Annotated in this window: 11 protein-coding genes; 8 read left to right on the top strand and 3 right to left on the bottom strand. The window is 74.2% G+C overall.

Going from position 1 to position 19,109, the window contains the following annotated elements; genetic code table 11:
• Positions 1-95 precede the first annotated feature (95 nt).
• From ACFTWP_RS29580 to ACFTWP_RS29550, 7 genes are all read left to right on the top strand, one after another.
• On the top strand, positions 96-533 hold the full coding sequence (locus ACFTWP_RS29580; RefSeq protein WP_380267985.1) for a GNAT family N-acetyltransferase: 438 nt from the start codon (positions 96-98) through the stop codon (positions 531-533).
• Positions 530-2,038 (top strand): class I adenylate-forming enzyme family protein, encoded by a 1,509-nt coding sequence (locus ACFTWP_RS29575; protein ID WP_380267984.1) that lies wholly within the window; start codon positions 530-532, stop codon positions 2,036-2,038. The genes ACFTWP_RS29580 and ACFTWP_RS29575 overlap by 4 nt, the downstream gene beginning before the upstream one ends.
• Positions 2,039-2,153: 115 nt before the next feature.
• On the top strand, positions 2,154-2,993 hold the full coding sequence (locus ACFTWP_RS29570) for a hypothetical protein (RefSeq protein ID WP_380267983.1): 840 nt from the start codon (positions 2,154-2,156) through the stop codon (positions 2,991-2,993).
• Between the two features lie 96 nt (positions 2,994-3,089).
• Positions 3,090-3,785, top strand: a complete 696-nt coding sequence (locus ACFTWP_RS29565; RefSeq protein ID WP_380267982.1) for a GNAT family N-acetyltransferase — start codon at positions 3,090-3,092, stop codon at positions 3,783-3,785.
• 12 nt (positions 3,786-3,797) lie between these two features.
• Positions 3,798-5,873, top strand: coding sequence for an amino acid adenylation domain-containing protein (locus tag ACFTWP_RS29560; protein WP_380267981.1), 2,076 nt, complete (start codon positions 3,798-3,800; stop codon positions 5,871-5,873).
• 1 nt (position 5,874) lies between these two features.
• Entirely contained in the window at positions 5,875-6,945 is a 1,071-nt protein-coding gene (locus ACFTWP_RS29555) for a thioester reductase domain-containing protein (protein ID WP_380267980.1), read from the top strand.
• Between the two features lie 467 nt (positions 6,946-7,412).
• Positions 7,413-10,169 carry a molybdopterin-dependent oxidoreductase gene (locus tag ACFTWP_RS29550; RefSeq protein ID WP_380267979.1) on the top strand — a complete coding sequence of 919 codons (2,757 nt, stop codon included), beginning with the start codon at positions 7,413-7,415 and terminating at the stop codon, positions 10,167-10,169.
• Positions 10,170-10,252: 83 nt separating this feature from the next.
• Here ACFTWP_RS29550 and ACFTWP_RS29545 read toward each other — a convergent pair whose 3' ends face one another.
• Positions 10,253-11,098, bottom strand: coding sequence for a DedA family protein (locus ACFTWP_RS29545; RefSeq protein ID WP_380267978.1), 846 nt, complete (start codon positions 11,096-11,098; stop codon positions 10,253-10,255).
• Positions 11,099-11,383: 285 nt separating this feature from the next.
• On the opposite strand from ACFTWP_RS29545, the gene ACFTWP_RS29540 reads away from it, so the two are divergent.
• The gene (locus ACFTWP_RS29540; RefSeq protein WP_380267977.1) at positions 11,384-12,898 is read left to right on the top strand and encodes a cryptochrome/photolyase family protein; all 1,515 of its coding nucleotides are present in this window, start codon (positions 11,384-11,386) and stop codon (positions 12,896-12,898) included.
• Positions 12,899-13,047: 149 nt separating this feature from the next.
• Here ACFTWP_RS29540 and ACFTWP_RS29535 read toward each other — a convergent pair whose 3' ends face one another.
• Positions 13,048-15,591, bottom strand: coding sequence for a hypothetical protein (locus ACFTWP_RS29535; protein ID WP_380267976.1), 2,544 nt, complete (start codon positions 15,589-15,591; stop codon positions 13,048-13,050).
• Between the two features lie 222 nt (positions 15,592-15,813).
• Positions 15,814-19,047, bottom strand: coding sequence for a discoidin domain-containing protein (locus tag ACFTWP_RS29530; RefSeq protein ID WP_380267975.1), 3,234 nt, complete (start codon positions 19,045-19,047; stop codon positions 15,814-15,816).
• Between the last annotated feature and the right edge of the window lie 62 nt (positions 19,048-19,109).

Genomic DNA, 19,109 nt, shown 5'->3' with positions numbered 1-19,109 from the left:
CGGGCCGGACACCGACGGGGGCACCGACGAGCGGGGCATCGACGGGCGGGCCGCCGGCGGGCATCGACGAGCAGGACATCGAAGAGGAGAAGTGCATGAGCTGGGACATCCGCGAAGCCCTGGACGAGGGCGAGGTGCGCAGCTGCTGGCCGGTCTTCCGGGAGCTGCGGCTGAACATCCCCTCCGAGGAGCTGTTCGTCGACCGCTGGCGGAACCAGCGCGCGGAGGGCTACCGGATCGTCCTCCTGGAGCGGGAGGGGGAGGTGCAGGCGGTCGCGGGCTTCCGCATCCTGCACTCGATGGCCTGGGGCCGGATCCTCTACCTCGACGACCTGGGGGCGCTGAGCGAGCAGCACGGCGGCGGACTCGGCACGGCCCTGCTGCGGCACGTCCAGGAGCTGGCCCGCGACGCGGGCTGCGAGGCGGTGCACCTCGACACCGGGTACCAGCGGCACCGGGCACACCGGGCCTACCTCCGCAACGGGTTCGTGTTCGACAGCCACCACCTCCAGTGGAGGGTGACGGACGCATGAGGGAACTGCTGAAACGCCATGAGGAGCTCGCGTCCGCCCGGCCGGACGACCCCGCCGTGGAGTACCACGACGAGCGCTCCGCCGGGACGGTCCTGACCTGGGCCGATCTCTGCGAGCGGGCGGAGCGGATCCGTACGGACCTGCTCGCCGGCGGAGCACGGCGCCACTGCGTGTCGGCCCTGGTGCTGAACGACCACCCGGACCTGGTCCCGACGCTGCTCGCACTGTGGCAGCTCGACAGCCCGCCGGTGCTGCTCGACCCCCAGTGGGGCGGCCGGCTGACCGCGTCGATCCTGGCGCACAGCACGCCGGTCTTCCGGGTCGACCTCGAACCGACCGTGACGGTGACGCCCCTGGCCGCCGGGGCGGGTTCCACCGACGTCCCGTCCGACGCCGTCTTCATCGGCTACACCTCCGGCAGCACGGGCGACCCGAAGGCGATCGTCTTCACCCACGAGCGGCTCTACGACGGGACGTTGGGAAACGTCTCGGCCTCGCTGCGACTGCGTGGCAGGCCGCCGGCCCGGCTGGCCCGGTCCATGCGGATGTCGGGATCCGGGGTCATCAACCTGCACCACACCTGGGCCGCCGTGCTCGGCGCCTGCGTGGTGGTCCTCCCGGAGCTGACCGTCGCGACGGCCTCGGGGTACTGGTCGCGGCTGGCGGAGCACCGCATCGACCAGACCTTCCTCGTCCCCCAACTGGTCGAGCTGGTCAACCGGTTCGCGCAGGACCGGGACACCACCGCGCCCGGCCCGCTGTGCTTCACCGGCAGCGCCCCGCTCTCGCCCCGGACCCAGGAACGGTTCCAGCGCCGCTTCGGGCTGCCACTGCTCAACGCCTACGGGCTCTCCGAGACCTCGTCGGCGGCCTTCTTCGGCCACCTCGGCGACGACGGCATGGCGACCAACCGGATCGGGGTGCCCGAGCGGGTCGCCGCCCGCCTGCGGGACTCGGCCGGCCGGATCGTCGAGGGCCGGGGCGAGGGCGAGATCGAGCTGTCCGGGGCCCAGGTGTTCGCCGGCTACTACCGCAACCCGGCTGCGACCGCCGACACCCTCGTCGAGGGATGGCTGCGCACCGGCGACATCGCGCGGCGCGACGAGGACGGTGTGTACCAACTGGTCGGGCGCAGCAAGGACGCCGTCATGAAGGGGAGTTACGCGATCTACCTGACCGAGGTGGAGGAGGCCGCGGCCGCCCACCCGGACGTCCTGGAGGTGGCGGCCGTGCCGCTGCGGCTGGCCGACAGCACGGAGGACATCGGATGCCTGGTACGGCTGGTCGAGGGGGCCGCCACCGCGCCGGAGGACGTCCTCGGCTGGCTCCGCGAGTCGCTGGGCGCGCGCCGTGCGCCGTGCCGTGTCGTGCTGACGGAGACGCCGCTGCCACGCGGCGGCCAGGACAAGCTGGTCCGGCCGGCCATCACCGCGCTCTGGGACGCGCTGCCCAACGTCCCGCGGACGCTCGGCAGTTCGTGGGAGAGCGCCGGGGCGAGCCGATGACCTCCCAGCAGGCGCAACCGCAACCGCAACCGCAGGCGCCGCGACCGGCGGGCCACCGCTGGTCCGCCGCTCCGCGCCGCCCCGCCGGCAGCGCCGGTCATCCGGGAGGTGGACGGTGATCGCCGGTGTCACCCATCTGACCATGGAGTCCCCGCTGGAACCCGGGATCGCCCTGGGCACCGCCCTGGGCTTCCGACTCGACTTCGTCGACCGGGTCGAACTGCCGGCCGCCTTCGAAGCGGTGGAGGACGACGACCACGTCCTCCCGCTCGCCCTGCTGGCCGCACCGTCCGGCATCCGGCTGGAGGTGGTGGACCACGGCCGGTCGAGCGGGCGGCGCGGCGCGTACGAGGCGGTCTTCCGCTCCCGGCCACCGTCCGGGCCGCCGGTGGGCGGCCGGGAGGCGACGCGGGAGGCCCTGCGGCGGGCCGGGCCGCTGACCGACCCGGTCTGCCGGGCGGTGGCCGGCCCCGCCGGGACGGCGTGGTTCGATTCCGGATCCGACGCCGAGTCCGGAACCGGATCCGCTCCGGACGCCGCACCGGACACGGCGGCCGGCGGGCTGGCCGGCCTGCTCTGCCGGGTGGCGGACGTGCGGGCCGAGGCGGACTTCTGGTCGGCGTTCGCCAAGGCCCGCTGGGACTCGGTCCAGCGGGACGCGGCCTGGGGCACCCTCTCCTCGCCGCTGCTCCCCGCGGAGTGCCGGCTGCTGCTCGTCCCCGGCGACGGGAGCCGGCCCGTGCACGCCATGAACGACCTGGGATTCCCCTCCATCGGCGTCGCGAGCACCTCGATCGAGGCCGACTGCGCCAGGGCGGTGGCCGCCGGGGCGACGCTGCGCGCCGAGGCCGTCGTCACCTCGGTCGGCGGGCGTCCGCTGCGGATGGCCCTCATCGAGACCCCCGGCGGGGCGCCCGTCGAACTCCTCTCCGTGCACCGGGCGGGAGCCCGGTAGCGTCCGACTCGCGCGGCCCGCGCCCGCCCGGCCGGGGTGCGCATCCCCCGTCCTCCGTCCCGCCCTCCGTCCCGATCACCGCAGGAGCACAGCCCGATGACATTCAAGCTTGACGGACCGGTCCTCGAAGGCGCGGTCGTGCGCCTGGAGCCGCTGGCGCACCGGCACCGCCCGGACCTGGCCGCGGCGGCCGAGGAGAACCGCGACTCGTACGACTTCACCTGGGTTCCCCGGGCCGAGGAGGTCGAACGGTACATCGACGAGCAGCTCGGCCGGGCCGCCACCGGCAGGCTCGCCCCGTACGCGCAGGTCGAGCGGGCGTCCGGCCGGGCGGTGGGCGTCACGGCCTTCTGGGAGCCGCGCCTCTGGCCGGAGCAGGACCGGCTCTGCGCGGTCGAGGTCGGCTTCACCTGGCTGGCGGCCTCCGCTCAGGGCACCGGCGTCAACACGGAGGCCAAGCTGCTGCTCTTCCGGCACGCCTTCGAGGAGTGGGGCGTCTCCCGGGTCGATCTCAAGACGGACGCCCGCAACGGCCGCTCCCGGGCCGCCATCGAGAAGGCGGGCGCCCGGTTCGAGGGGGTGCTCCGCAACTGGTCGAAGTCCTGGGCGCCGGGTGAGGACGGACGGCTACGGGACTCGGCGATGTTCTCCGTGGTCGTCGAGGAGTGGCCGCAGTGCCGCGCGGCGCTGGAGCGGCGGCTCGCGGTGGTCCCGCACCCGGCCCCGGGCCCGCAGACGTCCCCGGGCCGACCCCCGACGCCGGCGGTTCCGGCATCCGACCGGACGGCGTGAGAGGAGCCTCGGATGGCACTGTGGGACAACTACGACGACGTGGACTTCCAGGTCGTGGCGAACGCCGCAGGGCAGTACTCGGTGTGGCCCTCGACCCGCCCGTGCCCGCCCGGCTGGTCCGACGCCGGCTTCGCCGGGCCCCGGCAGGCCTGCCTCGACGAGATCGACGCGATCGAGCGCCGAGGGCAGGGCCGGCCGGGCGCGGCGGCGCGGCCCCCCGTCGCCGCCGCCCTCGCCGGCCCGCGGCCCGCTCCCGAGGAGGGCCGCTCAGCCCTGCACGGCCCGCACCGCGCCGTACCCGACGGCTCCGTCACGGAGCTGATCCGGGCGCGGGGCCTGCCGGCCGACCTCACAGCCGCGGTCTGCGGCGAGCAGCGGCTGACCAGGGGCGAGCTGTTCGACACGGCCGCCGGCTGGGCCCGCGTGCTCACCGAGGAGGGCTGCGGACGCGAAGTCCCGGTCGGACTGCTGCTGCCGCGCGGCCTGGACGCGCTCACCGCGATCTTCGCGGTGCTGGAGGCCGGCGGCGGCTACGTCCCGTTGTCCTGCGACGATCCGCCCGAGCGGACCGAGGCCGTCCTGCGCGACTGCGGGGCGCGGACGGTGGTCACGACGGACGAGCTGGCCGCCACCCTGAGCTCGCACACCGGCCGCGTCCTCACCCTGTCGGAGCTCCGGGCCCGGGCGAAGGACTCCACGGCGCGGCCACGGCCCGCCGCCGGCGACGACCTCGCGTACGTCTTCTACACCTCCGGCACGACCGGGCGGCCCAAGGGCGTCGAGGGCACCCACCGGCAGCTGGTCAACTACGCGCTCTGGTGCGGCCGGGCGTTCGAGCACCGGCCGGGGGAGGTGACCTTCCTCAGCGCCTCGCTGTTCTTCCTCGGCTCGCTCACCACGATCTTCACTCCGCTGCTGGAGGGCCGGCCGATCGTCGTCGCCCCGGACGGCGTGACGACGGACGAACTGCTGGAGCTCACCCGGCGGTCCGCGGGCGGCCTGCTGAAGGCCACCCCGACGCACCTGCGCATGATGACGGCCCGGGGCGTCCCGCAGGACGGGCTGGCGCGCCAACTCATGGTGGGCAGCGAACCGTTGACGTTCACCCGCGAGATCAGGGCGTGGCTGGCCGGTGACCCGGGCCGGGTGATGGTCAACCACTACGGCCTGACCGAGACGCACGGCTGCTTCTGCCACTGGCTCGGCGGCGCCGAGGAGATCGGCGACCGGATCCCGGTCGGGACGCCGATCGACAACGTCGACGCCTACCTCGTGGACCGCGACGGCGAGCTCGTCGGCATCGGCGAGGTCGGCGAACTGCTCGTCGGCGGGCCGTCGTTGGGGCGGGGCTACCGGCACCGGCCGGCGCTCACCGCGGAGCGCTGGATCCCGCACCCCTGGGGGGCCGACGGGGCGCGCCTGCTGCGCACCGGCGACCTGGCCCGACTGGGCGCCGACGGCGTGGTGACGGTGCTGGGCCGGGCGGACCGGCAGGTGAAGATCCGCGGCCACCGGGTCGAGCCGGCGGCCGTCGAGGAGGCACTGCGGGGCCTGCCCGGGGTCGGGGAGGCCCTCGTCCTGCCCCGGTCCGCCGACGGGACGACCGCACTGGACGCGTTCGTGCTCCGGGACGCCGGGGCCGGTGCGGGCCCCGACCCGGTGGCGCTGCGCGAAGCCCTGGAGACGGCGTTCCCGCCCCAGTGGATCCCGACCCGGATGGCGGTGCTGGACGAGTTCCCGGTGACCGCCAACGGCAAGGTCGACATCGCCGCGTTGCCCGTACCCCGCCCACCGGTGCCGGCGAGCGCCGCCGGCGGACCGGCCGAGCGCTGGAGCAGGCTGGACCGGATCGTCGCCGAAGCCTTCTGCGACGTGCTGGAGGTGGACGACATCGGGCTGGCGGACGGCTTCTACGACCTGGGCGGCGACTCCCTGACGTCCGTCCGGGTGGCGGCCCTGGTCGGGCGGGCGCTCGGCCGGGACGTCCCGGCGCCGTCGGCCGACGCGGCCACCGTGCGCGGCTACGCCCGTCGTATCGGCCCCGCCGGGATCGCCGCGCCGGCCACCCGACCGAAGCGGGGGAGCTGACGTGCCGCCGAACCGCCCGGTGACGCTGCTCACCGGGGCGACCGGATTCCTCGGCTCGGCCCTGGCGGCGCGCCTGGCCGAGCAGGGGGACACCGTGCGCTGCCTCGTCCGGGGAGCGACCGCGGACCAGCGGGCCGCGAGACTGCGCGCCGCCCTCGACGGCCGACTCGCCGAGGAGCACCGGCACCGGATCGAGGTCGTCCGGGGAGACCTCGCCGAGGAGCGCCTCGGACTCCCGCCCGCCGCCTTCGAGGCACTGGGTCAGGGCGTCTCCCGGGTCGTCCACTGCGGGGCACGGGTCAACATGACGCTGCCCTACCAGTCCCTGTACGGCGCCAACGTCCGCGCCACCGAGGACCTGCTCGAACTCGCCGAAGCCCGTTCGGCGTCCTTCTGCTACGTGAGCAGCCTCGCGGCGGTCGGCCGGGGCGTCGCGGGGGAGCCCTTCGAACTCACCGCCCCGGTGTCGGGCGGGTACGGGCTGACGAAGTGGTCGGCCGACCGGCTGGTCAGCGTGGCGCACCAGGAGGGCCGGCTGCGAGCCGTCGTCCTGCGGCCGGGCCGGATCACGGCGCACTCCCGGACGGCGCGCTCGAACCCCGACGACCTCCTGGAGGGCGTCATCCGGGTCTCGGTGCGACTCGGCGCGGCCCCGGTGCTCGACACCAGGATCCGGCTCAGCCCGGTCGACTGGGTCAGCCGGCTCGTCGTCGAGCTCTGCGGGACGGCCCGGGCCCACGGGCAGGCCTACCACCTGATCACCGCCCGGACCCTGCCCTGGGCCGCCGTACCGACCGCGCTGCGCGCCGCGGGCCACCGGCTCACCGACCTGCCCTACCCGCGGTGGCGATCGGCCGTCCTGGACGCGGGGCGGGCGGACCCGGCGCTGGCCAGGCTCGCCCAGGCGCTGCCCGAGAACCCGCTCTCCTTCGACGACCGGACGGCCTGCGACCCCCGCAACGCCGCCCGGACACTCGGCGACGCCTACCCCGAACCGCCCTCCCCGGAGCAACTGCTCGAAAGGACCGTCGGCCACTGGCAGCTCACGGGCGAGCTGCCCCGCGTCCCCTGAGGGCACAGCGGGGCCCGGGAATGCCGGAACACGGGCGGCGGCACCGGGTGTACGGGCTCCGGGCGGCGGGGTAGGCCGGGGAGAGGTGACGGACGCGGGTGGTCGCCACTGTCACGGCCCCACCGCTCCGCCGAACCCCACGGCGTCCACCGGTGTCGTCCGGGCCGGCTCCTGGTCGATCGTCCAGCGCGGGTCCTGCCGGCTGGTGTGCCGATCCACTCGTTTCGGCCGGTCAGGGTTGCTGCAATGACCTGTGTCGACGTTTCGAGGACGGTGGTTGCGGTGGATCTGAACACGGTGGTCGAGGAGCGCGGTCGCGGGTGGTGGCGGCCCGCCGACGCGAGGCCGGGCGACGCGAGGCCGGGCGGTGGGACGTCCCCGGCCGCCCAGCCGCAGCCGCAGCCGCAGCCGCAGTCGCAGCCGCACCCGGCGGAGATCCACGGCGAATCGACTGCGGAGGACGGGAGATGAGCTACTCGATCCGGGTCAACGGTGAGGACTTCGACGCCGCGCCCAGGGCGGGCCAGTGCCTGCGCACCTACCTGCGCGACCGCGGCTGGTTCGGGGTGAAGAAGGGCTGCGACGCGGGTGACTGCGGCGCCTGCACCGTCCAGGTCGACGGGGAGCCCGTGCACAGCTGCCTCTACCCGGCGGTGCGCGCCGAGGGCCGCTCGGTGACGACCGTCGAGGGGCTGGCCAAGGGCGGCGAACTCCACCCGATGCAGCAGGGGTTCCTCGACGCCCAGGGCTTCCAGTGCGGCTTCTGCACGGCCGGCATGCTGATGACCACGTCGGCCTTCACCGAGGAGCATCTCGCCGATCTGCCACGGGCGTTGAAGGGCAACCTGTGCCGCTGCACCGGCTACCGGGCGATCGAGGACGCCGTCCGCGGCGTGAAGCACACCGAGGAGCCCTGCGCGGGCCAGGCGGTCGGCCGCAGCCCCGGGGCCCCGGCCGGCCCGCAGGTGGTCACCGGCACCGCCCGCTACACCTTCGACGTCGAGGTGGAGGGCTTGCTGCACATGAAACTGCTGCGCTCCCCGCACCCGCACGCCCGGATCGTCTCGATCGACACCTCCGCGGCGCTGCGCGTCCCCGGTGTGGTCGCGGTGTTCACGCACGAGGACGCGCCGGACAAGCTGTACTCCTCCGCCCGGCACGAGCACCCGACCGAGGACCCGGACGACACCCGGGTGCTGGACGACGTGGTCCGCTTCGTCGGCCAGCGGGTCGCGGCGGTGGTGGCCGAATCCGAGGGCGCGGCCGAGGAGGGCTGCCGGCGGATCGTCGTGGAGTACGAGCAACTCCCGTACGTCCTCGTCCCGGAGGAGGCGATGGCGCCGGGCGCGCCGGTGATCCACCCCAAGGGGCCCGAGTCGCGGATCGCCCGCCCGGAGAACAACGTCTGCGGCGAGGCCCACGGTGAGCTGGGCGACGTCGAACAGGGCTGGCGCGAGGCCGACGTGGTCTACGAGGAGACCTTCCGGACCCAGCGCGTCCAGCACGCCAGCCTGGAGACGCACGGCTGCGTCGTGTACTTCGAGGAGAACGAGGACACGGACGAGGAGCGGATCGTCGTCCGGTCGAGCACCCAGGTGCCGTTCCTGACCCGGCGGGCCCTGTGCGACCTGTACGACCTGCCGATGGAGAAGGTGCGGGTGGTGGCGGGCCGGGTCGGGGGCGGGTTCGGCGGCAAGCAGGAGATGCTCACCGAGGACGTCGCCGTGCTCGCCGCGATGCGCCTGCACCGGCCGGTGAAGCTGGAGTTCACCCGGGCCGAGCAGTTCCACGGTGCCACCACCCGGCATCCGTTCACGATCACGGTGAAGCTGGGTGCCAAGGCGGACGGCACGCTGACCGCCCTGCAGTTCCGGGTGGTGTCCAACACCGGTGCGTACGGCAACCACGGCCCGGCGGTGATGTTCCACAGCGTCGGTGAGTCGATGGGTGTCTACCGGGCCCCGCACAAGAAGGTCGACGCGTACTCCGTCTACACCAACGGCGTGCCCGCCGGGGCCTTCCGGGGTTACGGGCTCGGTCAGGTCACCTTCGCGGTGGAGTCGGCGATGGACGAGCTCGCCCGCAGGCTGGGGATCGACCCGCTGGTGCTGCGCGAGCGGAACGTCATCGGCCCGGGCGAGCACATGGAGGGCCCGCTCGGCGAGGAGGAGGACCTGCACATCGCCTCCTACGGCCTCGACCAGTGCCTCGGCGTCGTCAGGAACGCCCTCGCCGGCGACACCAGCGCCGAACTCGCCCCCGAGGGCTGGCTGGTGGGCCAGGGCTTCGCCATGGCGGCGATCGCCTGCGGTCCGCCCGGCGGCCACATCGCCGACGCCACGGTGAAGCTGCTGGAGGACGGCACGTACGACATCGCCGTGGGCACGGCGGAGTTCGGCAACGGCACCACCACCGTGCACAAGCAGATCACCGCCGGTGCGCTCGGCACGACGGTGGACCGGATCTCGATCCGGCAGTCCGACACCGACGTCGTCCGGCACGACACCGGGGCGTTCGGCTCCGCGGGGACGGTGGTGGCGGGGAAGGCGGTGATGAAGGCCGCCAACGCACTCGCCGAGCAGATCCTCTCGTTCACCTCCGAGTACGCGAGGACGCCGCGGAGCCTGCTGCGGCTCACCGCCGACGCGGTGGAGTGCGAGGGGCGGCCGGTCACCCTCAAGGAGATCTTCGCTGCCGCGCAGGGCAAGGGGGTCGATCTCGCGGCCGACGGCCACTTCGGCGGCTCACCGCGTTCGGTGGCGTTCAACTCGCAGTGGTTCCGGATCGCCGTCGACCCGGACAGCGGGGAGATGCGGATCCTGCGCAGCGTGCACGGCGCGGACGCCGGCAAGGTGATGAACCCCCTGCAGTGCCGCGGCCAGGTCGAGGGCGGAGTCGCCCAGGCGCTCGGCGCGACCCTGTTCGAGCAGGTGCTCCTCGACGAGCGCGGCGAGGTCACCACCGCCGCGTTCCGCCGCTACCGGCTGCCGGCCTACGCGGACGTACCGCGTACCGAGGTGCACTTCTCGGAGACCTCCGACGCGATCGGCCCCCTGGGCGCCAAGTCGATGAGCGAGAGCCCGTTCAACCCCGTCCCGCCGGCCTTCGCCAACGCCCTGCGCGACGCCACCGGCATCCGCTTCACCGAGGCGCCCTTCCTCCGGGACAAGGTGTGGCAGGCCCTGGAGGAACACCGCACCGGGAGGCCGGTGGCGCAGCCCTGAGACCCGGTCGCGCGGTCGCGAGCGTCGCGGCGGGGTCGGCCCGCCGGAGGGGGCCCGGGCGGGCGGGTGCTCCCCGCGTCACGTCAGCGCGGCCGCTCGTCGGCGCTCCGCGCGGTCGGGAGGTCCGCGCTCCCGGCGGCCCGGCCGTCCGCTCGCCCGTCGGCCTGTTCCCCGGCCCGACCGCTCGCGCTCCCGCGCCCGCCGGCGGTCGTCCCGCCCGCGTCGCGGTCCCTGTGGCCGTCCGCGTCGTCCGCGTCGCCGTCCCGAGGGGCGTCCGCTCCGTCCGCTCCGTCCGCGTCGCCGCGGCCGGCGCGCCGGGAGAACAGCAGGGGCAGCGCGGACACCGCCACCAGCGCCAGGACCAGGGGCAGCAGGTAGTCGTCGATGCCGGGGAAGGACGCGCCCAGGGCGTAGCCCGCCAGGATGGTGCCCTGGGTCCAGAGCAGCCCGCCCACCACCTGCCAGAAGGTGAAGGTCGCCGTCGGCACCCGCAGCAGGCCCGCCGCCGGCCCGAGCACGGACCGCACCATCGGCACGAAGCGCCCGAACACGATCGCCTTGCGCCAGCCGTAGCGCTCCAGCAGCTGTTCCGAGCGCGCCGTCGCGCGTCTCAGTCGCGTACCGCGGCTCCGGGCCAGCAGGGACGTCCCGCCGTGCCGCCCGATCACGAACCCGAGCTGGGTGCCCGCCAGCGACCCCACGGCCGCGCAGAGCAGCACCTGCCAGAGGGTGAGGTACGGCCCCTGGTGCCCCGCCGTGCCCGTGCCGGTCGCGCAGAGCACACCCGCGGGGAAGAGCAGCGTGTCGCCGGGGACGAAGAAACCGATCACCAGCAGCCCGGCCTCGACGAAGGTCACCAGCAGCACGGCGAGGGCGCCGTAGGCGGCCAGCAGCTCGGATCCGCTGGTGAGATCCAGCGCCGACGTCATTCGTCACCCCTGCTCGCCTGGTCCGCCGTGGGCTGCGTGATCTCCTCCCCACAGTAGTCCGGTGCCGCCGGAGCGCACCGCCGGTGAGGACCGTCGCCGGCCGGCCCCCGGCCGCCGTGCCCGTGCCCGGGCGAATCGCTGCGCGAGCGCTGCGAGTGTCCGTCGGCGCCCCGGACGTCGAGGCTTGACGCGGGGCCGCAGCCGTGCGGCGGCCAGCTGCGGAGGGAGCGGAGCGATTCACGACGGACGAGCGGCCGGCCCGGTGAGGGTGTCGGGGAGGCCCGGATGAGCGGACCGCGCCCGCACTGGGTCTTCGGCGACCAGCTGGGACCGCACTTCCTCGCTCCCGGGGACGGCGGCCCCGACCCCGACGCGCCGGTGATCATGATCGAGGCCCGCTCGGTGCTGCGCCGACGTCGCTTCCACCGGGCCAAGGCCCATCTGGTGCTGTCCGCGATGCGGCACGCCGCCGACGACCTGGGCGACCGGGTGCGGTACGTGCGGGCCGACACCTACCGGGAGGGCCTCGCCCGGGTGGCGGGGCGCCGACGGGTGACGGTCTGCCATCCGACCTCGTACCCGGCCCTGCGGCTGGTGGAGGGCCTGCCCGGGGTGACCGTGCTGCCGCCGCGCGGCTTCTTGGTGCCGTTCGGCGACTTCCGGCGGTGGGCCGACGGGCGCGGTGGCGCCCGGCTGCTGATGGAGGACTTCTACCACCGGGTGCGCCGGGCCGAGCACCTGCTGCTGGAGCCGGACGGCACCCCCGTCGGCGGCAGCTGGAACCTCGACCGGGACAACCGCGAGCCCCCGCCCCGGGGCGCCGCCACCCTGCCCGTCCCGCCGCCCTTCGAGCCGGTGGAGGACGAGATCGACGCCGGGGTCCGGGCCGACCTGGACCGCTGGGAGCGCAGTGGCGAGGTCGCCTTCGTCGGCCGCGACGGGCCGCGGCGCTTCGCCGCCACCCGCGCCGAGGCACAGCAGGCACTGGGCCACTTCGTCGCGCACCGCCTGGCGGACTTCGGCCGCTTCGAGGACGCCATGCTGCACGCCGACCCGTGGATGGCCCACAGCGCGCTGTCCGTCCCGCTCAACCTCGGGCTGCTCGACCCGGCCGAGTGCGTGCGCGCCGCCGAGAGCGCCCACCGGGCCGGGCAGGTGCCGCTGAACAGTGCCGAGGGCTTCGTCCGCCAGGTCGCCGGCTGGCGCGAGTACGTCTGGCAGCTCTACTGGTACCTCGGGGAGGACTACCGCGAGGCCAACCGGCTCGGCCACCACGAGCCGCTGCCCGCCTGGTTCCGGGACCTCGACGCCGAGGCGGTCGGCGCCCGCTGCCTGTCCCGGGTGCTGGCCGAGGTCCGCGACCACGGCTGGGTGCACCACATCCCCCGGCTGATGGTGCTGGGCAACTGGGCGTTGCAGCACGGCTGGGACCCGCGCGAACTCACCGACTGGTTCCACCGCTGCTTCGTCGACGGCTACGACTGGGTGATGACCGCGAACGTCGTGGGCATGTCCCAGTACGCCGACGGCGGGCGGATCACCACCAAGCCCTACACGGCCGGCGGTGCCTACCTGAACCGGATGAGCGACTTCTGCGGCCCCTGCCGCTACCGGCCCACGGACCGGCTCGGAGCCCGTGCCTGCCCGTTCACCGCCGGCTACTGGGCGTTCGTGCACCGCCACCGCGCCCTGCTCGTCGCCAACCACCGCACGGCCCGGGCCGTCGCCGGCATGGGGCGCCTGGCCGATCTGCCCGAGGTCCTGGCCGCCGAGCGCGCCCGCGGCCAGTCACCGCCCTGACGCGCCGCCCGCACACCCCGCCCGACCGCCCGGCCCGCACCGCCCGGCCCGCACCGCCCCACCAGCGCCGCCCTGCCGCGCCGGGGTTCGGCGCGACAGGGCGGCACGGGGGAGTGCTGCGCGGCTACTCCCCGGAGTGACGGTCCGGATCAGTCGCGGCCGGGCGCCGCCAGGATGCACAGCAGCGAGCAGGCCACCGCCGAGGACGGTGCGGTCGTGGTCGGGGCGGTGCCGGCGGGCGAGTTCGCGGGGACGAAGCTCGCGGTCGCGGTGTTCTTCAGCGGCAGCGCCAACAGGAAGGAGTCGCAGTGGATCCGGCGGCTGCTCCCGGCCGTCAGGGTGAAGGTGCCGGCGGCCTTGCGGCAGCCGGGCGTGACGGCGTCGTTGACGGTCACCGCCGTGGCGTCCACGGGCCCCGCGTTGGTGACGGTGATCCGCCAGTACGCGGTGCCGAGCAGGCTCAGCAGGCCCACCGGACTCGTCTTGACCCACGGGCCCGGGCCGTCGGGCCCGCAGTCGTGCGGGTGGCCGGAGGCGCAGATCTCCTTCTCGACGCTCACGATCGGCCGGCAGCCGGCGCCGGGCGCGACGGCGGCGGTGACGGTGTTGGAGGTCAGGGGTCCGCTCGCGTCGGTACCGGTCGCGGTGTTGCTGAGGGCCGTGGTCGCGCAGTCGGGCGTGACGGTGGTGCGGAAGCAGACCTGCGGTGCGTCGCCCCGGTACTCGACCACCAGCGCGGGGTGGTTGTCGGCGGTGAAGTCCCCCGTCCCGGTGAGCACGAGCTGCACGGTGACGGTGATCGCGGGGTGCGTGCCGACCGCGATGCCCGACAGGTCGACCGTCCCGGAGGCGGTGAGGGCCCCGGTGGCCACCGGGCTGCCGTCCGGGTCGGTGACGACGGCGCGCGAGGCCGCCAGGTCGACATGGGAGAGGTCGATGTCCGTCAGCCGGGCCCGGTCGTACGCCTGCACGTGGCCGGAGCCGCCGTCGCAGTAGAAGTCGGCGGGCTTGAGGGTGACGGCGGCGCCGCTGTGGACGCAGGGGGAGGCGCCGGTGGCGGGGTCGAGGGAGAACAGCACGCCGGCGTCGCCGAGGCCGATCAGGCAGCGGGTGGTGGCGTCGTAGGCGTAGCCGTAGTCACGGGTGTTGCCGCCGTTGACCCCGGGGTGCGGCGCGGGTGCGGGGAACCCGGTGCACGGCGCGGCGTGCGTCCAGTCGTGGCAGACCGTCGCGCCCGGCACGCCGCCGCCCCAGACGGGGAAGTAGCTCCGGGTGACGCCGTCGGAGGTGACCGTCTCCGGGTTGAACGTCAGCACGCCGCCGCCCAGCGACGAGAGGGTGGCGGGGGCGGGGTGCGGGGAGCCGTCCTGGCCGTAGCAGGTCGTGAGCAGGTTCGTGCCGCCGACGGTGGTGGTGCAGACGCCGTCGGGCCGCCCCGCGGCGTCGTAGGAGGTGTACGCGTTGTAGGTGTAGTAGCCGGCGCCGGGGCCGGCCGGGTGCTGGTCGGCCCAGCCCGTGCAGACGGCCCGGGTCGTCGTGTCGAAGCAGCCCAGGACGGGCGGGCCGGAGGCGGTGGAGCCGCCCTGCGGGGACGAGGACGCGAAGACCTTGTCCCCCACGGCGGTCAGGGCGCCGAGGTAGAGCGCGGAGGGCGTGCCGGGCAGGTCGTGGTTGGGTGCGACGACCGGCGCGTACGGCTGACCGGCGCACGGGGTGCGGTGGGCGAGCGAGAGGCAGAGCACCTGCCCGGTGCTGGCGACGCCGTAGAGGCTGCCGGCGACGGCGACCAGGCCGGCCAGGCCGTTGACGCTGCTGGGCGTCCCGCCGGTGCTCGCCAGGGCGACGAAGCCGCAGTTGGCCCGGGCGTCGAGGTCCAGGCAGCCGACCCCCACCGCTCCGGCGGTGACGGCGGGGTAGTACAGCAGGCCCGGGCGCTCGGGATCGAGCACGTACTGCGGGGTCAGCGGGCTGCCGATGTCGCCGGTGTTGCCCGCTCCCAGCGGGCCGACGGCGGTGTTCAACGGCCGCGGCCACGGGCCGCCGGCGCACGGCAGGCCGGTCGACAGGCTGCTGCAGACGACCTGCCGGGCGGTGGGGCCGGCGTGGTGGTAGATGTTCCACGCCTCGACCTCGCCGGAGGCCGTCCGGTGCAGGACGGGCGTGAACCCGTCACCGCCGGTGGACTGCGGGGTCGGCTGCACGGGGGCGAGCAGCGGCGCGGAGAGCGCGGTGCCGCCGGCGCGGGCGGCGGGGTTCTCGGCGCGGACGGCGGTGGTGGCCGTCCCCGGGTCGGTCGTCGCGAAGGACGTGCCGTCGGTGGACCACGACGGCGTCCAGCCGGGCGGGACGTGCAGCGAGCCGGGGACGTAGGTCTGGGCGCTTCCGGCGCCGGTGACCTGGTCGGTGACCGCGGCCGGGGCGGCGCCGCCGCCGGTGGTCCCGTTCTCGTACCGGATGGTCCAGTTGACGGTGTCGCCGTGGTCGACCGGGAGCGCCCCGGGGTGGGTGATGTTCTGGACGCTCTTGACCAGCGCGGATGCCGTGCCGGTGGCGGCCGGGCCGGCCGTGGTCGCGGCGGTGGCCACCGGGGCGGTGTTCCCCAGGCCGAGCAGCAGGAGGGCGGTGGTGAGTGCGGCGGCCGTGACGGCGCGCGGCGGGCGGATCGAAACGGGCGGACGCGGGCTTCTCAGCACAGGTTCTCCACCTCAGGTCGCCAGGCGGGCTGACGGATCGTCAACCCGCACCGTCGATCAGGCTAGATCGAGGGCGAAGCAGCGGGCGGACCGTTTTTCGTATTGGTCATGTCATGTCGGAATATGACTGAACCGAGAAGTCCGATGGCGGCCGGCCGATCAAGGACCGCCGGCGGGCCGGCCCGCTCCGGTGCACGGGGCGGACCGACCCGGGCGGTGCGGTCAGCTGACGCCGATCTCGCCCAACTGGAGGTAGTACGCGCCGAACTGGTCGGCGCTGAACCGCGTGCTCTCGACCTTCACGTACCGCGCGGCGACCGGCGTGAACGAGAAGACCTGGTCGGCCGAGCCGGGGCGGGGGTAGCCCGTCCGGGACACCACGGTGGTCCAGGTGACGTTGTCGTCGGACACCTGGACGGTGAAGTCCACCGGGAAGCCCAGCCCGGTGTTCGCGCCGTCCGTCCGGGCGGTGAGGCGGACCTCGCCGACCGTGCTCCGGCCCTGCAGGTCGACCGTCGCCCAGGCGTCCGCCGCCGCGGTCGGGGACTGCGCGCTGCTCCAGCCCATGGAGTACCCGAGCCCCGAGGTGGTCACGCCGTCCGTCGCGGCAGCGCGCACCCAGCCGGCGGCCGGGTTCTCCACCGAGCTGGAGGCGGTCACCGGGCGGCCCAGCGCCAGGTTCCGGCCGGCGGCCTCGATCTCGGCGAGCTGCATGTGGTAGTTGCCGTGCGGGTCGGTGCGCAGCTTGGTGCCGGTCACCCGGATGTAGCGGACGTCGGTCGGGGTGAAGGCGAACGACTGGCCCGCGGCGTCCGGCCTCGGGTAGCCGGTGCGGGAGGCCACGGTCGTCCAGTTCACGTTGTCCGTGGAGACCTGCACGGTGAAGTCCACCGGGAAGCCCAGCCCGGTGTTGGCGCCGTCCGCGCGGGCGTAGAGGTCGATCCGGCCGAGCCGCTCGGCGGCGCCCAGGTCGGTCGACACCCACTCGGTGTGGTCGTGCGTGAGGTCGCCGCCGCTGCTCCAGCCGTTGGTGCCGGTCGGCAGGCCCCTGCGGCCGTCCGTGACGGCGCCGGTGCTCCAGCCGTCGCCCTCGTACGAGCTGGACGCGGTGACGGCGGCGCCCTCGACCGGGTCGGTCGCCGGGTTGACCCGGACGTTGTCGAACCTGGCGCTCGCGCCGCCGGTGGCCAGGCCGACGCTGCCCACGGGGTAGCCCGGGTCGGTCAGGGTGATGAGCGGCACCGGGCCGGCGAACACCTTGAGGGTGCTGCCCTTCGTGATCACCCGGAGGGTGACCTGCTGCCCCTTGGTGTAGCCCGGTACGGTCGCGGTGGCGAGCTGGCTGCCGTTGCGGTTCACGAACACCTGGCCGGTGTCGCGCAGGGCGACGAGGTAGCCGGTCTGGGTGTCGGACGGGTTGAGGCTGTGGACGGTCAGGCCCGCCCAGTTGGTGTCGCCGCCGGCGGCGCCGACCCCGGTGATCTGGACGTCGGCGCTCACCGCCACGTCCCGGTAGGCCCGGCCGGCCACCGCCGACACGACCTCCCAGTCCTGCCAGCCCGTGGCCGCGGTGCTGCTCTGCACGTACGCCTGGTCGCCCGTCACGGACCAGGAGCCGCGGACGTGCCGCCAGTTGGCGTCGCTGCCCGAGGAGAAGTCGTCACCGAAGGGGTACACCGCGTCGCCGGCGGGGGAGGTGAGTGCGTCCAGCATCTGCTTGTGCCGCACGTCGATCTCGGCGCCGGAGGTGGTGTAGACGGTGGTGCCGGTGATCAGTCCGGCGCTCAGCGTGCGGGCCAGCGCCGGCTTGACGGCGGCGAGCTGGTGCAGCAGCTCGTAGTCCTGGATGCCGGCCAGCAGGGCCTCGCTGCGCACGCTGTCGTAGACGCCGTACGTCGCCTTGTTCGGGCGGACCAGGAACGGGTCTCCGGTCGTCCAGTCGTTGAAGGTGTCGGCCGGGGTGTAGGCGGGGCCGTCGTTGTTGGCCCAGATGTTCCAACCCCAGTGCAGGAAGCCGTTGCCGCCGGTGGACGCCACCATCCACGGCGTCAGCCGGGAGTCGGCGAGGGGGTAGCTGATGAACCGGTTGAGGTGCTGGTTCGTCGGGCCGTTGCAGTAGTAGAGCCAGAGGTCCTTGCCGGCGAGCCGCTGGGCCTGGTAGTAGCCGGCGTTGAAGTCGTAGTTCTCCGAACTGTCCTGCGGTGTGAGGGTGGTGGTGAACGTGTCGGTCTCGGTGAACCTGGTGTAGTGGGCCTCGTTGCTCATCCCGTCCGGGAAGGCGGCGCGGTAGCGGCCGTAGAGCCATTCGGACGCCGTCGCCTGGTCGCTGGTGGACGGCTCGTCCGAAGCACTCATGTAGAACACGTCGCTCCACCGACGGCCCGCCGCGCAGGTCGGCCCGGGATCCAGGCACTTGGTGTCGAGGTGGGCCTTCAGCGCCGGCAGGACGGTGTCGAGGTAGGCCGTCGCTCCCGGGCTGCCGGGGGTCTGGTAGCCCATCTTCACCCCGCCCTGGCCGTTGCTGACGAGGGTCTCCAGCCCACTGCCCTCCAGCAGGTGGGGGGTGGAGATGAACTGCAGCGCGCCGGCGTCCTTGAACAACTGGACGAAGCGGTCGAACACGCCCCAGGTGAAGGTGTACTGGCCGTTCACCAGGGTGGTGTCCGGGATGGCGAGCGCCTGGAAGTCGGCGTGGATGACGTTGTTGCGGTGCTTGGCGTGGTCGGCGGCGAAACTCGCCATGACCTTCCACCAGTTGTCGTCGTAGTCCTGCACCCCGTACTGGCCGGGGATCGACCGGGAGGTCCAGCTGTAGTCCCAGCCGACCGAGGTGAACCAGTTGTCCATCCGGAAGGTCGACCGGTTGGTCGGGGGCAGCGCCACGTCGTAGACCGTGACGGACACCGGGACGTCCACCGGGCCGGCCGAACTCTGCACGCTCGCCGTACCGGTGTAGGTGCCGGGGGCCTGACCGGCGGGCACCGCGACACTGTAGTAGTACGGCTGGGTGGTGTTGGCGCCCAGGTCGTACGCGGTGTTCTCGACCAGGGCGTCGTAGTAGCTGGTGCCGCCGTCCGGCGGCTCCTGGTGGGAGTTGTCCGGGTCGCTGATCTTCCCGATGTGCGGGTGGTTGTACTCCCGGTTCACCGTGATGGCGGACGCCGGGATGGTGGCGCCCGCGGGCCCGGTGAGGCTGCTCGGCACGACCCGCAGTCCGGTCAGGGTCGAGCCGGAGCGCACCGCGATCTGGGCGGCCTGGGTCTCGTTCCGCGCGGCGAACAGGGACACGGCCCCCGTCGGGCGATCCGGTACCCCGGAGGAGGAGAAGACGTGGTCGGAGCCGCTGGCGACCCAGACCGCGGGCGGGGCCGCGGCGACGGCCGTGGCGGGGGTGGAGGCGAGGAGCAGGAGGCCCAGGGCGAGTGGGACCAGGGCCTTGGCTGGCGATCTGTTCACGAGTTCGCTTTCGATTCTCGACGCGGCTGCGCCTGGTGAACGCGCGTGTGCGCACCAGTCAT

Origin of the sequence: Kitasatospora sp. NPDC057015 (genome assembly GCF_042673745.1) — a bacterium.
Taxonomy (GTDB): Bacteria; Actinomycetota; Actinomycetes; order Streptomycetales; family Streptomycetaceae; genus Kitasatospora.
The sequence above is the reverse complement of the archived record's forward strand: the minus strand, read 5'-3'. Positions and strand labels throughout refer to the sequence as shown.